Raw genomic sequence first — 16,371 nt, 5'->3', positions numbered from 1 at the left:
ATATCTTTATCAGACGCTAACGTTTGAAGAGATAATACTTGATTCATTTAAATCACCTCCTTTTAGCAATATTAGCAATCATAATACTAAAAGTACTTGCAACATTAATTACATTTGAAAAATGATTGCTATGAAACTAAATAACTTAGAGGTCTATGTATAAAGATATAGATTCTAAGAGGAATTAGCAAACCGCAACACTAATCGTGCTAACTACTTTACAGTTAATACTGATAGAAGAGCCTGCACGTAATTGAATATCTTTATCAGACGCTAACGTTTGAAGAGATAATACTTGATTCATTTAAATCACCTCCTTTTAGCAATATTAGCAATCATAATACTAAAAGTACTTGCAACATTAATTACATTTGAAAAATGATTGCTATGAAACTAAATAACTTAGAGGTCTATGTATAAAGATATAGATTCTAAGAAGAATTAGCAAACCGCAACACTAATCGTGCTAACTACTTTACAGTTAATACTGATAGAAGAGCCTGCACGTAATTGAATATCTTTATCAGACGCTAACGTTTGAAGAGATAATACTTGATTCATTTAAATCACCTCCTTTCAGTATAAATTTAATGTAAGCAATACTAGCAACCCATAATACTAACAGTACTTGCAACTGTATTATTTGGGCATCCAAAATAACTATTTGTTGAGTATAATTTATTTGCTGTAGATAAATTTCCTGTTTCTAAAGTCTGAAGATCTAAAACATTGGACATTTTATTTTTATAAGACATCATTCATCTTCCTTTCGATTTTAGTTTCAAGCAAAATATCTATTATTGTTGTCCTGGTAGACATGTAAATACACTAATAGTACTTTTTTCTTTACAAATAAAACTTAAATTTGAAGTAAGTCCCCCTTGCGCTGCAGTTTTTGCCATTCCCTGCAATTCAAGTACTTTTGACATTTGTTTATGGTAAGACATTTGGCATCCTACTTTCCGATTTTATTTTTTAAAATAATACGAATTAGAATGAAAACTAAACATTCAGATAACTAATCGTAAAAATTAAGCGCTAAATCTTAATTGAATTCAAGCAGATCATTACTATTAACTAAAAATTTAATATATTCTGAAATATACCAACGCAACAATAACCATATACCTGTATATTTAACTTGTCAAGTATTGGTTTGAATTAAACGGGAGTTGAAAAATTCTAATAATTAATTATCTGAATTTCAGAAAATTAAGTGCGAAATAACCATATAATTTTATATTAAAATTGTCAACTGCTGGTTTTAATTTAAGAAAATAGAAAAAATGTTAATTTAAACAAATTACCTGAATTCAAAAAAGTAGCGCGGAATAACCATATAATGTAATTTGAAGTTTGTCAACTGTTGGTTTTAATTTAAGAAAATAGAAAAAATGTTAATTTAAACAAATTACCTGAATTCAAAAAAATAGCGCAAAATAACCATATAATGACATATAGAGTTTGTCAACTATTGGTTTTTGTTAAAAAAACAGTAAAATAATCTATTTGTCGGTAATTATCAGAATTACTAAAAAATTTAAGTGCAAAAATAACCATATACTGTTATATTTTAATTGCTAAGTATTGTATTTATTTGGTAATGATAATTGATTTAAAAAAGACATTGTATAAGGAGGATAAAAGAGTGACCAATAATATGAAAAGCACATTAGGAATAAAAAAATTTTGGAGCATGATTAAAATTTTCATGCCAGCGAAATGGTTACTTATACTGGCAATGGTACTTGTTATTATTGAGACATGTTTGTCTTTAGCGGTTCCATTGGTAACAAAGAAGTTTATAGATGGAATGACTTTAGATCAGATAAGTACTAAAATAATTGCCGTTTTAATTTGTGTTTTTGTCACACAATTAATTATGTCAGGCTTAGCGTTGTATACCATGAATTTTGTAGGGCAAAGTGTTGTACTAGCTTTGCGTGAGAAAACGTGGCAACAAATATTACATTTACCTATTTCGTTTTTTGATCGCCATCCATCTGGAGAAACAATGAGTCGCATGACTAATGATACATTGATTATAAAAGAGTTTATAACAGGACAATTGATTCCCTTTATATCAGGGATTATTTCGATTATTGGTTCCGTAATTCTATTAATATCAATTGACTGGAAAATAACACTTATGATGATTGTGGTTATTCCTTTAGCTGGTCTTGTAATAGCGCCACTGGGGAAGAGTATGTATAAGGTATCTCGCTCTCTTCAAGATGAAACTGCATCATTTCAAAGTGATTTAGGTCGAGTATTAACTGATATTCGTCTTGTTAAGTCATCATTAGCAGAAAAGTATGAAGAACAAATAGGATTAAAGAGAATGACAAAACTTTTTCGTTTTGGGATAAAAGAGGCTAAAATTATGGCTATTATTCAGCCATTAACAATGAGTGTAATGTTACTTTTACTTGTTGTTATTTTTGGTTATGGTAGTACTCGTGTTGCTGCAGGAACACTTTCAGCAGGTGCACTTGTCGCGATTATTTTTTATCTATTCCAGATTTCAGTTCCTTTCTCACAATTAGCTAGTTTATTTACACAGTTTCAAAAAGCTTTGGGGGCAAGTGAACGGTTAAATCAAATTCTATTAGCAGAATCAGAACCAGATATGTGTACATCAGATGACTTAGGCCGTACAGATGATACGTTGTCATTTCAAAATATCTCGTTTGCCTATTCGAAGGAAAAATCTATTTTAAAATCAGTTTCTTTTCAAGCAAAAATAGGACAGATGACAGCTATTGTTGGACCAAGTGGTGCTGGAAAAACAACGTTGTTTTCACTACTTGAGCGCTTTTATAACCCGAATGAGGGAGATATTACATATAAGGGGAAATCTATTCACAACATGCAGTTAGTTGAATGGCGAAAAAAAATAGCTTATGTGTCACAAGATTCACCAATGATGTCAGGAACAATTCGTTCAAATTTAACATATGGCTTAGAGAACGTCCCAGTAGAACAGATTAGAAAGGCGATTGTTCACGCAAATTTAGAGGAGTTTATTGACTCATTACCGGATCAACTTGAAACAGAAGTAGGAGAAAGAGGAATTCGCTTATCGGGTGGGCAACGTCAACGTTTAGCGATTGCGCGTGCAATGATTCGCAATCCAAAAATTTTATTGTTAGACGAAGCAACAGCACATCTTGATAGTACCTCCGAAAGACTTGTACAAGAAGCATTAGAAAAATTAATGAAAGACAGGACAACATTCGTTATTGCCCATCGTTTGGCAACAGTACGGCAAGCAGATCAATTAATAATGCTAGAAGGTGGAGTGGTGACTGGGGCAGGTACTCATAAAAAATTATTAGCAACACACCCTCTTTATAAAGAATTAGTAGAACAACAGTTAACTCTAGAATTAGCAACGTAATTTAATACATTTGATAAAAAACCCAAGTAATAAGTTGTTTCTTGGATTAAATAAAAGAAATGCTTTATTTTCAGATTGCCTATATTGAAAAAATTTAGTTATTTAAGTTAATAGTAAGATTGGCTATAGAAAATTTATCCATTCATAAAAGGAATTTTCAAGTATCCGATCTTACTATTTTTTGTATTTATCTTCTATCTTTTTGTATATAAACCATTACTTGACAATTTTAATATAAACTTATAAAGTTAACTTTGTATTAAGATTAGTTAGAATTTAAAGAAAATAATCAACAATCACATTTTATTTTTCTAATAATTATATTCTAACAAAATTAAATATTGACAAACTTAATATACAATTATATAGTTTCCTTTGAATGGAAATATATTTAATTTATGTAATATATTTCTAAATTGTTTAACAGGATTTGATTTTACCTTAAAACAATTATTTATTTGGTATTTATTCAGTTAGTTATATTTATTTTTAACATGATGTTTAGGGGGAAATGGAATGGTGGTGTTTCTTGGTAGTAGACTAAGTGACAACGAGAAATCGTTATTGTCATGTTTAGGAAAGGTAGAATTTTGGGTAAATGGAAAACGATCACTAGGCAGCGGTAATATTATTAAGTCCCCCCATATTCCACTAATTGCAACTGCAGCACATTGTATATACGATTGGGAAGCTCAGAGTTTTTATGAACAGATTGCATTTTTACCATATGTAGAAGGGAAAGACTTTTGCATTTCTTTTAAACCTGTTTTAGCTACTATTCCGAGAGTGTGGGCCGAACAAGGTGCAGTTGAATACGATACTGGATTCCTCGTTCTTGAATCAAGGTTTGAAGCAAATAGTAATTATTATAAATATGCTGTTCCTGCTGCATTTAATATATCTCGGAACTTAGATTATTGGGTTTGTGGATTTCAAAACCGATTATTTCCTGCTAAAAAACCTTTAATTAATCAAGGGGTAGCACAAAGGGATAGATTTAAAAACTCTTCATTACAAGGAATAAGCTGTAAGGGGAAAAGTGGGATGTCTGGAGGACCCTGGATAACAAAACACAAAGGAGTATATGTACAGAATTCTGTTTCAAGCCTTTCAATGAAATCTGTAAAGAATACACTTTGGGGACCTTATTGGGGTGAGACAATTGAAGCTGCATATCAAGTAGCATCAGGCTGTTTATCAGCTGACCCAAGAGTTTTAGTACATAAATATTAAACTAATTATAGCTTAAGCCACAATTAGTGATAATTTTGGTTCTTAAATCCATTACAAAATTTAAAACTAATAAGAAAGGGGGATAAAAGATGTCTTATAATAAGCAAATGTCAAAAGTACTTGGATTACAGGAAATGAAAAAAACTACAGTGCAAGGAGGACTTACTTCAAATTTAAGCCTTGTTTGTAAAGAGAAAAGTACTATTAGTGTATTTACATGTCTACCAGGACAACAATAATAATTAAGCATTTAAATTAGTATGCATCAAAAACCCATAGAATCTATTTAATTAATAGTTAATTCTGCTGCCTAAATAATTATAGTAGTCAGTAAGGTTAATATTTTGATTTATTAATATAATTTACATTATTTTTCACATTAATCAATGGAGGTAATCAAAATGGATATGCGCTATATAAGATATGTTATTCCTAATGAAAGGTATTATGAGCCTCCGAAAGTAAAGGCAGAGGATTCAAAGTTAAACCTTCCATCTCTTCCTGAATTATGGGAAACAAGATCAGATGATCATTGGACTTATTATTTAAGACCAGATGTTATTTTACCTATTCAAGGTTGGAAAATTCATATTAGTGCAGCCTCAAGCGAAGCACAAAAAACTTTGGATTTAGTTTCAGCTTTCCTTTTTGAGCATTCTGTCACTTTCAAGCATGTATCAAATCTTTGGGAATTAATACTTAAAAATTCTAAATATGGTGATAGAGGAAGCTCTGGTAAATTTATTACAATCTATCCATTAAATGAGGAGCAATTTGTGTTCCTTTTAGATAGTTTGCACCATATACTAAAAGATTTAAAAAACGGTCCATATATACTTAGCGATAAGAGATGGTTGGATGGTAATGTTTACTTCCGATATGGAGCATTTGCAGAAATGTATGTGGAGGATGGTGCATCTAAGGTACTAGCTATTAAGACTCCATCAGGTGAATATATTCCTGATTCTCGTGGTGCATCATACATTGTTCCAGATTTTGTTGAAGAGCCACAAGTAATAAAAGAAATGACCAAGACCCAAGAAGAAACGATGTTAGAAGAATCCAAACTGAGTAATTATAATATTAAATCAGCACTACATTTTAGTAATGGTGGAGGCGTATATTTAGCTGAGGATAGGGATTCTGGGAAAGAAATTGTTTTAAAAGAAGGAAGACCAGGAGCAGGCCTTGATGGACAAGGTAGAGATGCGGTGGAACGCCTAAAGCATGAGGCTAAAATTCTTGAACGTTTAAAAGGTATTGAATGTGTTGTTCAATATCAAGAAATTTTCCAAGAGTGGGAGCATACATTTGTTGTCGAGGAATATATCCCGGGATCTACACTTAATACATGGTTGGCAGCATATTATCCATTCTCTAGAAATCAAGATTCCAAAGAATTTTGTGAAAAGGCTGTTGGCATTTTAAAACAGCTCAAAAAAGCAATAGAAGACATACATTCTCGTGGTATTGGTATGGGAGACTTGCAACCCTCTAATGTTATGGTTACTACTACAAATGAAGTTAGGTTAATAGATTTTGAATCCGCAAGCGATATTACAGATACTAAACATTCTGGTTTAATGACTCCTGGGTTTACGGGATCGGTAAAATCTAATAGAGAACAAGCTGATTGGTTTGCACTATTACGTATAGTTAGAAATGTTTTTCTTCCTATTGGACCAGTCCAAGACATGGCCGAAAGTATACTTCAGACACATGATAAATGGATATCTAAATATTTTGGTGAGGAAGCATTAAAAATCATTAAAGAGATTGAGGTTGAATGTGAAAAACGTGAGGCTAAACCAATAGATAGTATTCTATCTTCACCAAAGAAATATTTTGATAAAAATGATTTACCACAAGTAATTTCAAGTCTTAGAAAAGGGATTGTTTCCGACCTTAGAGAAGGTGATAGGCTCTTACCAGGAGATATTCGTCAATATGAGTCTAACGGGTTACTCAATATTCAGACGGGCGGCTTTGGAGTAATAATGGCACTAGCTCGTACTGGAATATTACCTCAAAAAGCAAGGGAATGGGCTGTGAAGTTTAGTAGTGCTGAATATATTGATAATCTTGATAATGGACTTTTCAATGGGAAAGCTGGAATTGCTGGTGTGCTTTATGAAATTGGAATGATCACAGAAGCGAAAAAGGTATACGATTCGATTCCGAATCAAATCGACTCTGAAGATGTATCTCTTAGAACTGGATTATCAGGAATCGGCTTATCGTTATTATCAGCATCAACTTTACCTGGTTTTGAATCACTTTTTGAAAAAGCATTGGGAATCGGTTATCAATTAGAAGAACTTCTTAATCGTGATGTTGTAATAAGGCCTGATGATCTTGATGCAATTCCAATTGGCCTTATTGATGGATGGTCAGGAGCATCATTGTTATTTAGTACATTGTATTGGATTACTGAAAATGAACATTGGCTAAATTTATCTATTCGTGCTATTGAAAAAGATACTGGACAATGTGTCCTTGAAGAAACAGGAGTATATCAAGTAAGAGATAACTCAAGGTTTGTACCTTATCTTGCTGGGGGAAGTGCAGGGATTGGTCTCGCTATGATTGAATTGAGACACCTGTTAAAAAATAAGGACTGGCATGAAGAACTTTTAGCAATTGGAGAGATGTCAGCCTCTAAGTGTTTTTATAGTCCTGGGCTATTCCGTGGACTATCAGGCCTAATTGTTACTGCAAATGCAATTGATGTTGAATTTAGTTTGCAAGATGAAGATTCATATATTAACAGAGCAATAGAAACAATGAATCTTTATTTACTTGAGGATGAAGGTAAATTCTTTATTCCTGGAGATTTTAATTATAGATTATCGGGAGACATTTTTTCAGGAGCAAGTGGTATGCTTCTAGCTCTTCATGAAGTCTCTTCACGTGGTTTTTCTTGGTTACCAATTCCAGAGATTTCAAAACTATTTCCTTCGTATAATAACCCTGAAGGGAAAAAAATCATATTGAAAGGAAGTGATTTAAATGAATCAAGTATTATCTCTTCAAACGTTAGCGTCTGATAAAGATATTCAATTACGTGCGGGCTCTTCTGTGAGTATCAACTGTAAGGTAATTAGCACGATTAGTATTGCGGTTTGCTAATTCCTTTTAGGGTCTATGTCTATATACATATATTATATAATCATCATTATTTGGAGGTGTTTTTATGTCTGGTATGCCTTACATCGCTTGGAGATTTATCTTTTGCTGAAAACAAGATTGGTCAAATATCTCTTCAAACGTTAGCATCTGATAAAGATATTCAATTACGTGCAGGCTCTTCTGTGAGTATCAACTGTAAAGTAATTAGCACAATTAGTGTTGCAGTTTGTTAATTCTATTAAGGGTCTATGTCTTTGTACATAGCCCCTTAATTTATTTAATTTTATAGTAATCATTTTTCGAATGTAATGAATATGTCTTTTCATCTTCCTCAATAAAAAAATCTACAGTAAAAAAGTTTTTTTCCATCCTTATATATTAAAAGTATTAAAGATTAAAAAGTATAATTTATGGATTAATCTTACACTTGATGAATATTTTTGAATTTTTAGCTCCATTACTTAAGTGCTACGTGTATAATCAAAATATAAGGGAGTAATGATTAGAAAATTTTGAAAGGAATGATAAATATTATGTCACAAAAAAAATGGATTATCATAGTAACGTTAATATCTGCAGTACTCTTTTGTTCTTTATTGATAGCTTCTTCTCTTTCACCACTTGCAGATTCAGGGCCTAAAGCTAATAAATTTGGTAGCATTGGTATGTGGTCTTCAATAGGTATTATTCTAGTACTTTATATTGTACCTTTATCTTCTTATATAGCTGGAGCCAATTCCATGAAATATATCATGGCAGTTTTTTGTGGTTTTGGATTAATGATAGATTTCTCTATACTTGGAGTCATTTTATTTATGAATAAATCAGAACAAATCATTCCTAACTTACTAGGACCCCTAAGTTTTTGTATAGCGGGATTAATTATCAATATTATTTGGCTAATTGTAGCTTTTCGTACTGTACCCACATCAACGAAAGCTAATTATTAATAAGAAATTCAGGTTTCGTTGATAACATCAAATATCTATATAAAATACTAAATTTAAAATTTATTTTTGCATCAGAACCTTATTGTTGTTGTTTTATGGAAAATCGAGAATTATGTAAATATTACTTCCCTTACCGATAGTATCACTACGCAATTTACTATTAATTAACTACTCGCATTTGCTTCAATTGGTAAGGTTCTGTTGCAAACGTTGTCAAATCTATAAAGTAAGGAACAGGCTGTTCTAATTGTATTTCTAATGTTTTATCATCTATTGCTTTTATATCCCTAGCTGATCTACAGGTAACTCTTTACTATTAATTTTCTTTGCATTCTTAATATTAAAGAATAAAATGCATATTCCGCCGCTGTATCAGGATTCACAGCTCTTTTCCAAGAGAATACGAAGTCTTCTGCTGTTACAGGTGTACCATTTGACCATTTTGAATCCCTTAGATGGAATGTGTATGTTTTTTATCTTCACTCACATCATACGATTTCGCTACTGCTGGTATTGGCTTATTTCCTTCCCCCTGCGTATACCAACCCTCAAACACGTTTTTCATTACGTTCATAGATTCACCGTCAGTTGCCTTTGCTATATTTTCTTTCTTTTCACTACTACACGCTGTTAGTAAAAAGCTAGCTCCTAACACAGCACCCAAAGATTGGCATGTCAATTGCACAAAATATAAATCCCGATATAAAAAGTACCAAATTATGAATAAATTTACTATATTCTATCGTATATTAATATTTTTAAAGCTTCTTCTAAAAAAACGGCTTTTTATTTTTGTTTTTAACAGTATATAAAACTCCATCTAATACAATTTCACTAAGAAGTTAAAAAAACGTAAATATGAGCTAATAGACCTCTTAAATGAAATTAACATAGAAATCTTTTCAGGTTTTAATTTTTATCATCTTTTTAATTTTATATTTCAATTAAATATCTTTATGGTGTGTGCACTTATTCTTACATTTTTATCTATTTTTAAAATATGATTTTATCAAGTAACACTCAATAAAGCCTCTCAAAAATTTATCCTCTAATAGTGCTTGAATTTTGTAAGATGAGCTATCATATTTAGTAAATGATAGCTTTAAATTTCTATCTTTTTCGTATACCCTTTCATGACCATCTATCCATGCTTTAACGTAACTTTCTGGTGTATCATGTTCTTTGATATCGACACCATACGTTTTATTCTTTCCTCCTACAAGACCATTAAAATTAGACTCCCCTATTGCATCTCTAAGAATCTCACTTGCTTTTTTTAGTGCTTCATCCAAATTAGATTGATAGTATTGCTTTACTGTTTGTGCATTGATTGCCATAAATGTAAGCCCCCTATTTTATCTATTAACTACTAAACACTTTATCTGTTACCTATTATTAGTTTATCCAAATTTCATAGAAATATACATTACTATTTCCAAAACTTCCACCATGATTTCCTTTTTGCTGCTGCTATTTCTTCCTGGGCTAATACAATAGTACGTTTTGCTTCTTGAATCTCTCTGACCATCTTCATAAGATTATCATCCCTTAGCTCCAAGCTCTTTTCTATCCTTTCTTCATGTTCCTTACGATTTCTCATATCGTCCTCAATTAATGTATTCCGTTGATCTATGCGATCACTTAATCTCTTTTCCATTTCTATTAGATTTGCTTGCTGCACCTTATTAATCTCTTCTATCATAGCGCTATATTGTTGTTGAAATTGATATTGCATTTGATAGGGGATTGGATCAGTACCCTGGGATTCCTCTTTCTTATTAGCGATTCCAAACTGCTTTGCAATCATTTTTGCAGCTTTCTCTAAAGTCATCCCATCTTGCTTACTCAACTCCACTAACTGTTCAATAAGTACAATATCAAACTCTGTATATTCCCTTCTCCCCCGACTATTTTTTCTTACATCATACCCTTCACGTTCAAGGACATCCGAATACTTTCTAAGTGTGCTGCCACTTACCCCTAAACGGCTATAGACCTCACTGCTGGTATATATTACTTCTGCTTCTGACATAGCGCTACACCACCTCCTATAAGCAAAATTCCATATCCAAGGTTTAATACCTCTTAAAATCCATCGACGAAGCTCGCAAAGTCTTTGCTAGGTTTTGTCGGAATAGGTAGATTGGAAATCACACGAAATCATTCGTATAAATTATTTATTTCAAAAAAAATATATCTTTTTGAAAAATTACTCTTAGAATCTGAGGGGGAAATTCTTATAATACGCAAAGTAGGCTTTTATGGCGCTATGCAGCTATCAAAAAGGAGGATATTTAAATTATGAAAGCAACAAAGGTTAGAAAGAAAAAATTAAATGTAAAGATTTGTTTTTGGGGATTCAAGCTTTTTGTTAAATACTCTGTTCTTCTACGATGTTTCAAATGCGTCAATTACTTCTTATGAAAAAGAAACGAGAACTGAGTGAATATAAGGCCATATATATGATTAAAGATTACTTTCTTCTTATTTATCAAGCCATACAGAAAGACACCCAAGAACTATCAAAGATTCTCATTCGCCTGTTCAACCTCCTACAGCAAAATGGGCGAAAATCTCATCGATACGAGAAGAAAACAATCTTTGATATATTAGGTGTCGTTTACAATTATACCAATTCTGAAGATCAAGCGGCCTAATTCAAAAAATGAAACCCGATAGGGTTTATTTTGCATGCAAATCTTTAAATTCTCTAAGCCTGGATTTTAGAAAAAAGAAATAATTCTACTATACTTGACCTTGTATAATCTTAGCTTGATAGCGATGTGGGGGTACCCCATGGCTATCAAGCTAAGATTTTAAAGTACCCCCTAAATGGAAATTTTGTGTTTTTATAGAACCAAAGTTTATTTTTATCGTTTTGGAGAACAACAGATTTTTTAACTTGATAGCAAGGGGGTATTTCAATAGCATAGCTTAATGGATGTGTGGTGGGCCCCAATAAGGTTGTTTAAAATTCGGCTTTGGAGACATTTTCAAATACATTCAACATCCAAACTAAGCTAAGGTAATTACAAATGAAAGTGTCCTATTAATATATTTCAAAAAACATATAATCCCATTCTCTTGCTATATTTTTAGTTAACCCACTTGACTATAACGCAACGTCATAGTGCATAATTTTAACTATATTAAATAAGGAGTGAAAGAAATGAATATAAAATCATTACGGTCCGATAAAATATATCGAAAAATTTTACAAGCTCCAAAAGAGGAAAAGGTTGAATTATACAGACAAGAAATGTTGGCTCCGTTTATGGGGAAATGGGAAATTCAATATGTTCCTTTTAAAGCTGAGGAGCAAAATGGCTTTGATGTTATTACATTGAATAATATAATGAGCATTTCTCCTAATCAGATTACAAATGAGATTACACCAGAATTAGAATTGATTTCGTCTGATTCTTTTTGGTCTGAGTGTAAAGAAGCTGTTAGGAAAAGCCTTCATTTATTTAGAGAGCATGATGTGAACCTTCGTGTATCTGATTACTTATTCACGATTCTATTAGGGGATCCAAATAGCCCTTCATTAATGTTAAATGAAGGATATAGTGGTGATGGAGGTATCCCTGGCTATATTTTGTGTACATTTGTGCCAAATGAATACACAATACCTCGAATGAAGGCTGCTTTAGCACATGAATGTAATCATAATGTTCGATATCAATTTATTCAGTGGGACCATACGGTTACTTTAGGTGAATTAATTGTTAGTGAGGGTTTAGCAGAAAACTTTGCTACTTCTATTTTTGGGGAAGATCTACTTGGACCTTGGGTATCGAAAACAACTATGGAAATGCTTAATAGACGTATTAAACCCGTGCTCAAGGAACAATTACAATTAACAGGATTTGATAAAATTGCACCGTATCTTTATGGTGATGAATTAGCAAAACTTCAAAACTATATACCAGTCAATATGCCTTATGCTGCTGGTTATGCCTGTGGATATTATTTAATCAAATACTATTTAGAAAAAACAGGAAAAAACATCTTTGAAGCCACAATAATTCCTGCCAATTTAATACTAGATGAAATAAAAGGATTTTGGGATGAAGAAACAATTATTAACGGTTAAAGATATTGTCCAAATTACAGGCATAACCAAAAGAACCTTACAATATTATGATAAAATAAATCTATTAAAGCCAATTTACTTAACAGATAATGGTTATCGACTCTATGATAGGAACAGTTTAGCACAGCTTCAAACGATTCTATTTTTTAAGGAAATGGAATTTTCTCTAAAGGAAATTGCGAATGTATTGAAGCTTACGAGAGAAGAACAGCAACAATTATTAAAGAAGCATAACCAAACTTTATTGTCAAAAAAACAACGTTTAGAAGCAGTTATTACTGCGGTAGATGAGTATGTATCAGGAAAGGATATTTACAACTTAAATATTTTTAATAATTCATCCATTTTATCATTACAAGAACAATATACTCATGAAGCGAAATTCATCTATGGGGAAACAGAAAAATACAAAGAATTTGAGGAGAAATTGAAAAATCTCTCCCCTAATGAAAAAGCGAACTTATTTCATGAATTCGAACAAAAAATGGAAAGAGTGTTTAGAAAAATTGCTTCCTATATTAATCAATCACCTACTTCCGATGAAGTACAGCAATTAATTGTAGAGTGGAAAAGTTATCTCGAACAATCTATTGTATGTGATTCTGAAATGTTGACATGTATTGCAAATGCGTATAAATTTGATAATCGATTTAAAAATTACATAAATCAATTTAGTAATGAAGACTTAGCTGAATTTTTATATAATGCAATTATAAATTATATAAATAAACAGAAAAATTAATGTCATACTATTTATAATAGGGGGTCACCTTACATGGCCGTCAACTTAAGAAGAATAAACGCCACCAAAACAAAAAAAGCCCCAACTTATTTTTTTTGAAAATAAGTTGGGGCTTTTGAAACAGAAAATTATATTTTTAACTATGAAAACTACGATAAATTTTTCCTTTTTTCCTACTTGCTAAATTCAGCAAGTAAAATATTTTTAAAAGGATTAGGACTGCCAGTTCTACCCAAACTATTCCAATTGACGACCAACGTATGATTGCCTCCAAGTGTACCTCCAACTAGAGTTGTAAACCCTAGGATGCCACCTGAGTGTCCCCATATTGAGACACCGCTTGGAAGCTTAGTTTCATAGATTCCAAGACCATATCCATCGATTCCTTCTTTTCCTGTAGGAACTGTAGTAAGCATTTGTTTTAGTTGCTGTTCCTTCAGTAATTTGCCACCGAGCAAGTAAGAGAAGAATTTGTTTAAGTCGTCAGCAGTAGAAATCATATCTCCAGCAGAGCTACCTGCACTTGGGTTATAATAAGTAACGTCTTTTAGCTCACTTGCTCTGTCTGGTTGGTCATATCCACGGGCATGGTTGGTGCCTGGAATAACACTTGAATTCCCAGGTAGGAATGTATTCGACAATTCAAGTGGCTCAATAATCCGATTTTCAATCTCTTCCGCATAGCTGTTTTTGGTTACTTTTTCAATAAGCATACCCAGTAATACGTATCCTGTGTTTGAATAAGACCAGCCCTTTCCTGGTTCAAAGTCTGGGGGTAGAGAAATCCCCATCTTCACTAACTCTTCAGCCGTATACGATTTTTTTGTATCCGTAAAATCAGCGTCTTTTGACCTTGAGTATTCAGCGATACCACTTGTATGGTTCAATATATGCCGGATAGTAATCTTGTTACCATCATATCCATTTCCTTGAATGACACCAGGCAACCAGTCTTCGATGTAGTCGTTTAGATTCAGGCGATTCTCTCCAGCTAATTGAAGTACAACTGTTGCAGTGAACGTCTTCGTCACACTCCCAATGCGAAAGCGAAAATCTGTTTTCATCGGTTTCTTGGTTCTCAGATCCGCTATTCCAGCGGCATACCCCCACGTTTTTCCACCCTCAGAAGTTTTAGCAAGTATCCCTGGGTATCCAAGTTGCAATGTATCCCGCATTGCTTGCTTGACGGAATTACGATCTCGTTGAGTATTTGTTTGTAACGAACTAGATACATTTTGCGTGGGCTCTGCTTTTACAATTGAGGTTGGTGTTGCATATAACAGGGAACTTCCAGCTATTAAAAGGGCCAGACTTGCACATGTAATTTGACTACGTATTTTCATAAGGCATTCCTCTCCTCTATTCATATTGTATAAGTGTTTGCCTACTGTTCCTTACTTCCTGACAAGACTTAGGGAAAGGCCCTCACGCATATAGATAAAGCCCCAGTACAAAGGTATCTATCAATACCAACAATTTGAGCCAGTTAAATATCCATCCCTCCTATAACAAAATTATTCAAAGGTATGAAAGCATATTATGTACCCTTAGTTATTGTTAGGATTAACACAACATGAGACATAACCCCAACCCATATTTTACTTTATTTATCCATAATATGTATTGAGAAAGAATGTAATTTCGAATCCTTTCCGTAACCCAACTATTGATCGTTTTTTCACCTATTATAATTAGTTATTTAGAATTTCATAATAAAAAACTGTAAAAAAAATAACGAGTCCCTTAACGTACAGGAAGCGGTTGAAAAATATGTCTATATGCCGCTTGTAAATAAAGTCACGATGTTTTTAAAAAAGATGCGATGTTTTGAATAAAGTCGCGACGTTTATAAAAAAATTGTGATGTTTTTATAGTGAATAGAAGATCTGTACTGAAAGGCGGATTAAGGAATCGTTGAATAGCAATAAAGTTCCTGCACTAAAGGACCATATTGTGGAATAAGAGGAAAGGTCTCAATCTCAATTTTGATAGACATTTGGATGCGCATACTGATAGAATAAGCAGAAATATAATAGAGGTGGAATGGAATTGAGAAAAAGATTAGGGTGCTTACACGCCCATTATTCAAATATAGAATATATAGAAAACGCATTTTCCCTATTTAACATTGAATTAATACATTTTGTTGACCCAGCTTTAATGTATCGAGTTACATTAAATGAAAATTTTCAAGAATCAGATGCTCAATTTAAAGTTAAAGAGCAAATAGAATGGATTGCCCAATGTAATGTTGATGCTATCCTTATTACTTGCACAAACTATATTGCAATTTTACAGGAAGACCAACTCTCAATTTCAGTGCCAATTATTAAAATTGATGAACCATTCTTTGATTACCTCTGCAATATACAGCAGCCTCAGACCATTCTTTTTACAAATCCTGCAACTGTTGAAGGTACGGTAGAACGCCTTAAACATCATGCTAATAATCATCAAAAATCTTTAGATTTAGAGGTTATTGTTATAAATAGTACTTTTGAATTGATAATGCAAGGACTAAAAGAAGAATACGACCAAGAAATTGCAAAGTTCTTAAATCAAATCATTAAAGATACAAAGAAAGTTATCTCCGTTGCTCAATTATCTATGGTTGATGCATCTCAGCAAGTTGAGTATAAAACATCTAAGACTATTATTAATCCGTTAATTACATTAGTATCTTACATTGTTAATCAATTAAAATTAGAAAAGAAAAATCAGTGATAAACTGATGGGCCCTTCTTCAGCCAAAGGGCGCATTAATTGAGTAAGGATCGCAAAAATTATCAAACTTTTTCTATTTGCATCTTTTATCAGGGTT

At 32.4% G+C, this 16,371-nt stretch carries 16 protein-coding genes and 2 pseudogenes; 11 read left to right on the top strand and 7 right to left on the bottom strand.

The features are described from left to right. Positions 1-184: 184 nt before the first annotated feature. The 3 genes from MHI26_RS30885 to MHI26_RS30875 all read right to left on the bottom strand — a co-directional run bounded on the left by MHI26_RS30885 (position 185) and on the right by MHI26_RS30875 (position 947). Positions 185-304 carry a class III lanthipeptide gene (locus tag MHI26_RS30885; RefSeq protein ID WP_190322834.1) on the bottom strand — a complete coding sequence of 40 codons (120 nt, stop codon included), beginning with the start codon at positions 302-304 and terminating at the stop codon, positions 185-187. A 137-nt stretch (positions 305-441) separates the two neighbouring features. Continuing rightward, positions 442-561 carry a class III lanthipeptide gene (locus MHI26_RS30880; protein WP_190322834.1) on the bottom strand — a complete coding sequence of 40 codons (120 nt, stop codon included), beginning with the start codon at positions 559-561 and terminating at the stop codon, positions 442-444. Positions 562-797: 236 nt separating this feature from the next. Next, positions 798-947: a class III lanthipeptide gene (locus MHI26_RS30875; protein WP_098472239.1), complete on the bottom strand. Its 150-nt coding sequence runs from the start codon at positions 945-947 to the stop codon at positions 798-800. A gap of 701 nt (positions 948-1,648) precedes the next feature. Here MHI26_RS30875 and MHI26_RS30870 point away from each other — a divergent pair. The 7 genes from MHI26_RS30870 to MHI26_RS30845 all read left to right on the top strand — a co-directional run bounded on the left by MHI26_RS30870 (position 1,649) and on the right by MHI26_RS30845 (position 8,712). Continuing rightward, positions 1,649-3,400, top strand: a complete 1,752-nt coding sequence (locus MHI26_RS30870) for an ABC transporter ATP-binding protein (RefSeq protein ID WP_336619308.1) — start codon at positions 1,649-1,651, stop codon at positions 3,398-3,400. 516 nt (positions 3,401-3,916) lie between these two features. Then, positions 3,917-4,633, top strand: a complete 717-nt coding sequence (locus MHI26_RS30865; RefSeq protein WP_061667330.1) for a trypsin-like serine peptidase — start codon at positions 3,917-3,919, stop codon at positions 4,631-4,633. Positions 4,634-4,722: 89 nt separating this feature from the next. Then, a complete protein-coding gene (locus MHI26_RS30860) occupies positions 4,723-4,872 on the top strand; it encodes a class III lanthipeptide (protein ID WP_120461549.1) in 150 nt (49 codons plus the stop codon). 162 nt (positions 4,873-5,034) lie between these two features. After that, positions 5,035-7,680 (top strand): class III lanthionine synthetase LanKC, encoded by a 2,646-nt coding sequence (gene lanKC, locus MHI26_RS30855; RefSeq protein ID WP_098986934.1) that lies wholly within the window; start codon positions 5,035-5,037, stop codon positions 7,678-7,680. Further along, positions 7,643-7,762: a class III lanthipeptide gene (locus MHI26_RS30850; protein WP_190322717.1), complete on the top strand. Its 120-nt coding sequence runs from the start codon at positions 7,643-7,645 to the stop codon at positions 7,760-7,762. Before lanKC ends, MHI26_RS30850 begins: the two co-directional genes overlap by 38 nt. A 56-nt stretch (positions 7,763-7,818) precedes the next feature. After that, positions 7,819-7,995, top strand: coding sequence for a class III lanthipeptide (locus MHI26_RS31680; protein WP_190322835.1), 177 nt, complete (start codon positions 7,819-7,821; stop codon positions 7,993-7,995). A 300-nt stretch (positions 7,996-8,295) separates the two neighbouring features. Next, positions 8,296-8,712, top strand: coding sequence for a DUF5391 family protein (locus tag MHI26_RS30845; protein WP_223837313.1), 417 nt, complete (start codon positions 8,296-8,298; stop codon positions 8,710-8,712). 199 nt (positions 8,713-8,911) lie between these two features. Here MHI26_RS30845 and MHI26_RS30840 read toward each other — a convergent pair. The 3 genes and pseudogenes from MHI26_RS30840 to MHI26_RS30830 all read right to left on the bottom strand — a co-directional run. Continuing rightward, a pseudogene (locus MHI26_RS30840) lies at positions 8,912-9,397 on the bottom strand (ABC transporter substrate-binding protein); the annotation flags it as partial. A gap of 298 nt (positions 9,398-9,695) precedes the next feature. Then, positions 9,696-10,049 carry a hypothetical protein gene (locus MHI26_RS30835; protein WP_061667325.1) on the bottom strand — a complete coding sequence of 118 codons (354 nt, stop codon included), beginning with the start codon at positions 10,047-10,049 and terminating at the stop codon, positions 9,696-9,698. Between the two features lie 92 nt (positions 10,050-10,141). Then, a complete protein-coding gene (locus MHI26_RS30830) occupies positions 10,142-10,744 on the bottom strand; it encodes a DUF3967 domain-containing protein (protein ID WP_061667323.1) in 603 nt (200 codons plus the stop codon). Between the two features lie 343 nt (positions 10,745-11,087). Between MHI26_RS30830 and MHI26_RS30825 the strand changes: the two are divergent. The 3 genes and pseudogenes from MHI26_RS30825 to MHI26_RS30815 form a co-directional block, all read left to right on the top strand. Further along, positions 11,088-11,369, top strand: a pseudogene (locus tag MHI26_RS30825) (IS4 family transposase); the annotation flags it as partial. Positions 11,370-11,881: 512 nt separating this feature from the next. Beyond that, positions 11,882-12,808, top strand: coding sequence for a DUF2268 domain-containing protein (locus MHI26_RS30820; protein ID WP_061667712.1), 927 nt, complete (start codon positions 11,882-11,884; stop codon positions 12,806-12,808). Then, a complete protein-coding gene (locus MHI26_RS30815; RefSeq protein ID WP_061667711.1) occupies positions 12,783-13,550 on the top strand; it encodes a MerR family transcriptional regulator in 768 nt (255 codons plus the stop codon). The genes MHI26_RS30820 and MHI26_RS30815 overlap by 26 nt, the downstream gene beginning before the upstream one ends. A 173-nt stretch (positions 13,551-13,723) precedes the next feature. Here the strand turns inward: MHI26_RS30815 and MHI26_RS30810 are convergent, their stop codons facing one another. Then, positions 13,724-14,893, bottom strand: coding sequence for a serine hydrolase domain-containing protein (locus tag MHI26_RS30810; protein ID WP_061667710.1), 1,170 nt, complete (start codon positions 14,891-14,893; stop codon positions 13,724-13,726). Between the two features lie 700 nt (positions 14,894-15,593). On the opposite strand from MHI26_RS30810, the gene MHI26_RS30805 reads away from it, so the two are divergent. Beyond that, positions 15,594-16,274: a hypothetical protein gene (locus tag MHI26_RS30805; RefSeq protein WP_002001615.1), complete on the top strand. Its 681-nt coding sequence runs from the start codon at positions 15,594-15,596 to the stop codon at positions 16,272-16,274. The last annotated feature ends 97 nt before the right edge of the window (positions 16,275-16,371 follow it).

This window comes from Bacillus sp. FSL K6-1218 (assembly GCF_038006445.1).
GTDB classification, from domain to species: domain Bacteria; phylum Bacillota; class Bacilli; order Bacillales; family Bacillaceae_G; genus Bacillus_A; species Bacillus_A thuringiensis_S.
The sequence above is the reverse complement of the archived record's forward strand: the minus strand, read 5'-3'. Positions and strand labels throughout refer to the sequence as shown.

Excerpts from the sequence above, each read along its gene's own strand:
- MHI26_RS30815 (WP_061667711.1), top strand. The coding sequence starts at position 12,783 with ATGAAGAAACAATTATTAACGGTTAAAGATATTGTCCAAATTACAGGC.
- MHI26_RS30880 (WP_190322834.1), bottom strand. The coding sequence starts at position 561 with ATGAATCAAGTATTATCTCTTCAAACGTTAGCGTCTGATAAAGATATT.
- MHI26_RS30830 (WP_061667323.1), bottom strand. The coding sequence starts at position 10,744 with ATGTCAGAAGCAGAAGTAATATATACCAGCAGTGAGGTCTATAGCCGT.
- MHI26_RS30810 (WP_061667710.1), bottom strand. The coding sequence starts at position 14,893 with ATGAAAATACGTAGTCAAATTACATGTGCAAGTCTGGCCCTTTTAATA.
- MHI26_RS30820 (WP_061667712.1), top strand. The coding sequence starts at position 11,882 with ATGAATATAAAATCATTACGGTCCGATAAAATATATCGAAAAATTTTA.
- MHI26_RS30865 (WP_061667330.1), top strand. The coding sequence starts at position 3,917 with ATGGTGGTGTTTCTTGGTAGTAGACTAAGTGACAACGAGAAATCGTTA.
- MHI26_RS30850 (WP_190322717.1), top strand. The coding sequence starts at position 7,643 with ATGAATCAAGTATTATCTCTTCAAACGTTAGCGTCTGATAAAGATATT.
- MHI26_RS30805 (WP_002001615.1), top strand. The coding sequence starts at position 15,594 with ATGGAATTGAGAAAAAGATTAGGGTGCTTACACGCCCATTATTCAAAT.
- MHI26_RS30860 (WP_120461549.1), top strand. The coding sequence starts at position 4,723 with ATGTCTTATAATAAGCAAATGTCAAAAGTACTTGGATTACAGGAAATG.
- MHI26_RS30835 (WP_061667325.1), bottom strand. The coding sequence starts at position 10,049 with ATGGCAATCAATGCACAAACAGTAAAGCAATACTATCAATCTAATTTG.
- MHI26_RS30875 (WP_098472239.1), bottom strand. The coding sequence starts at position 947 with ATGTCTTACCATAAACAAATGTCAAAAGTACTTGAATTGCAGGGAATG.
- lanKC (WP_098986934.1), top strand. The coding sequence starts at position 5,035 with ATGGATATGCGCTATATAAGATATGTTATTCCTAATGAAAGGTATTAT.
- MHI26_RS30885 (WP_190322834.1), bottom strand. The coding sequence starts at position 304 with ATGAATCAAGTATTATCTCTTCAAACGTTAGCGTCTGATAAAGATATT.
- MHI26_RS30845 (WP_223837313.1), top strand. The coding sequence starts at position 8,296 with ATGTCACAAAAAAAATGGATTATCATAGTAACGTTAATATCTGCAGTA.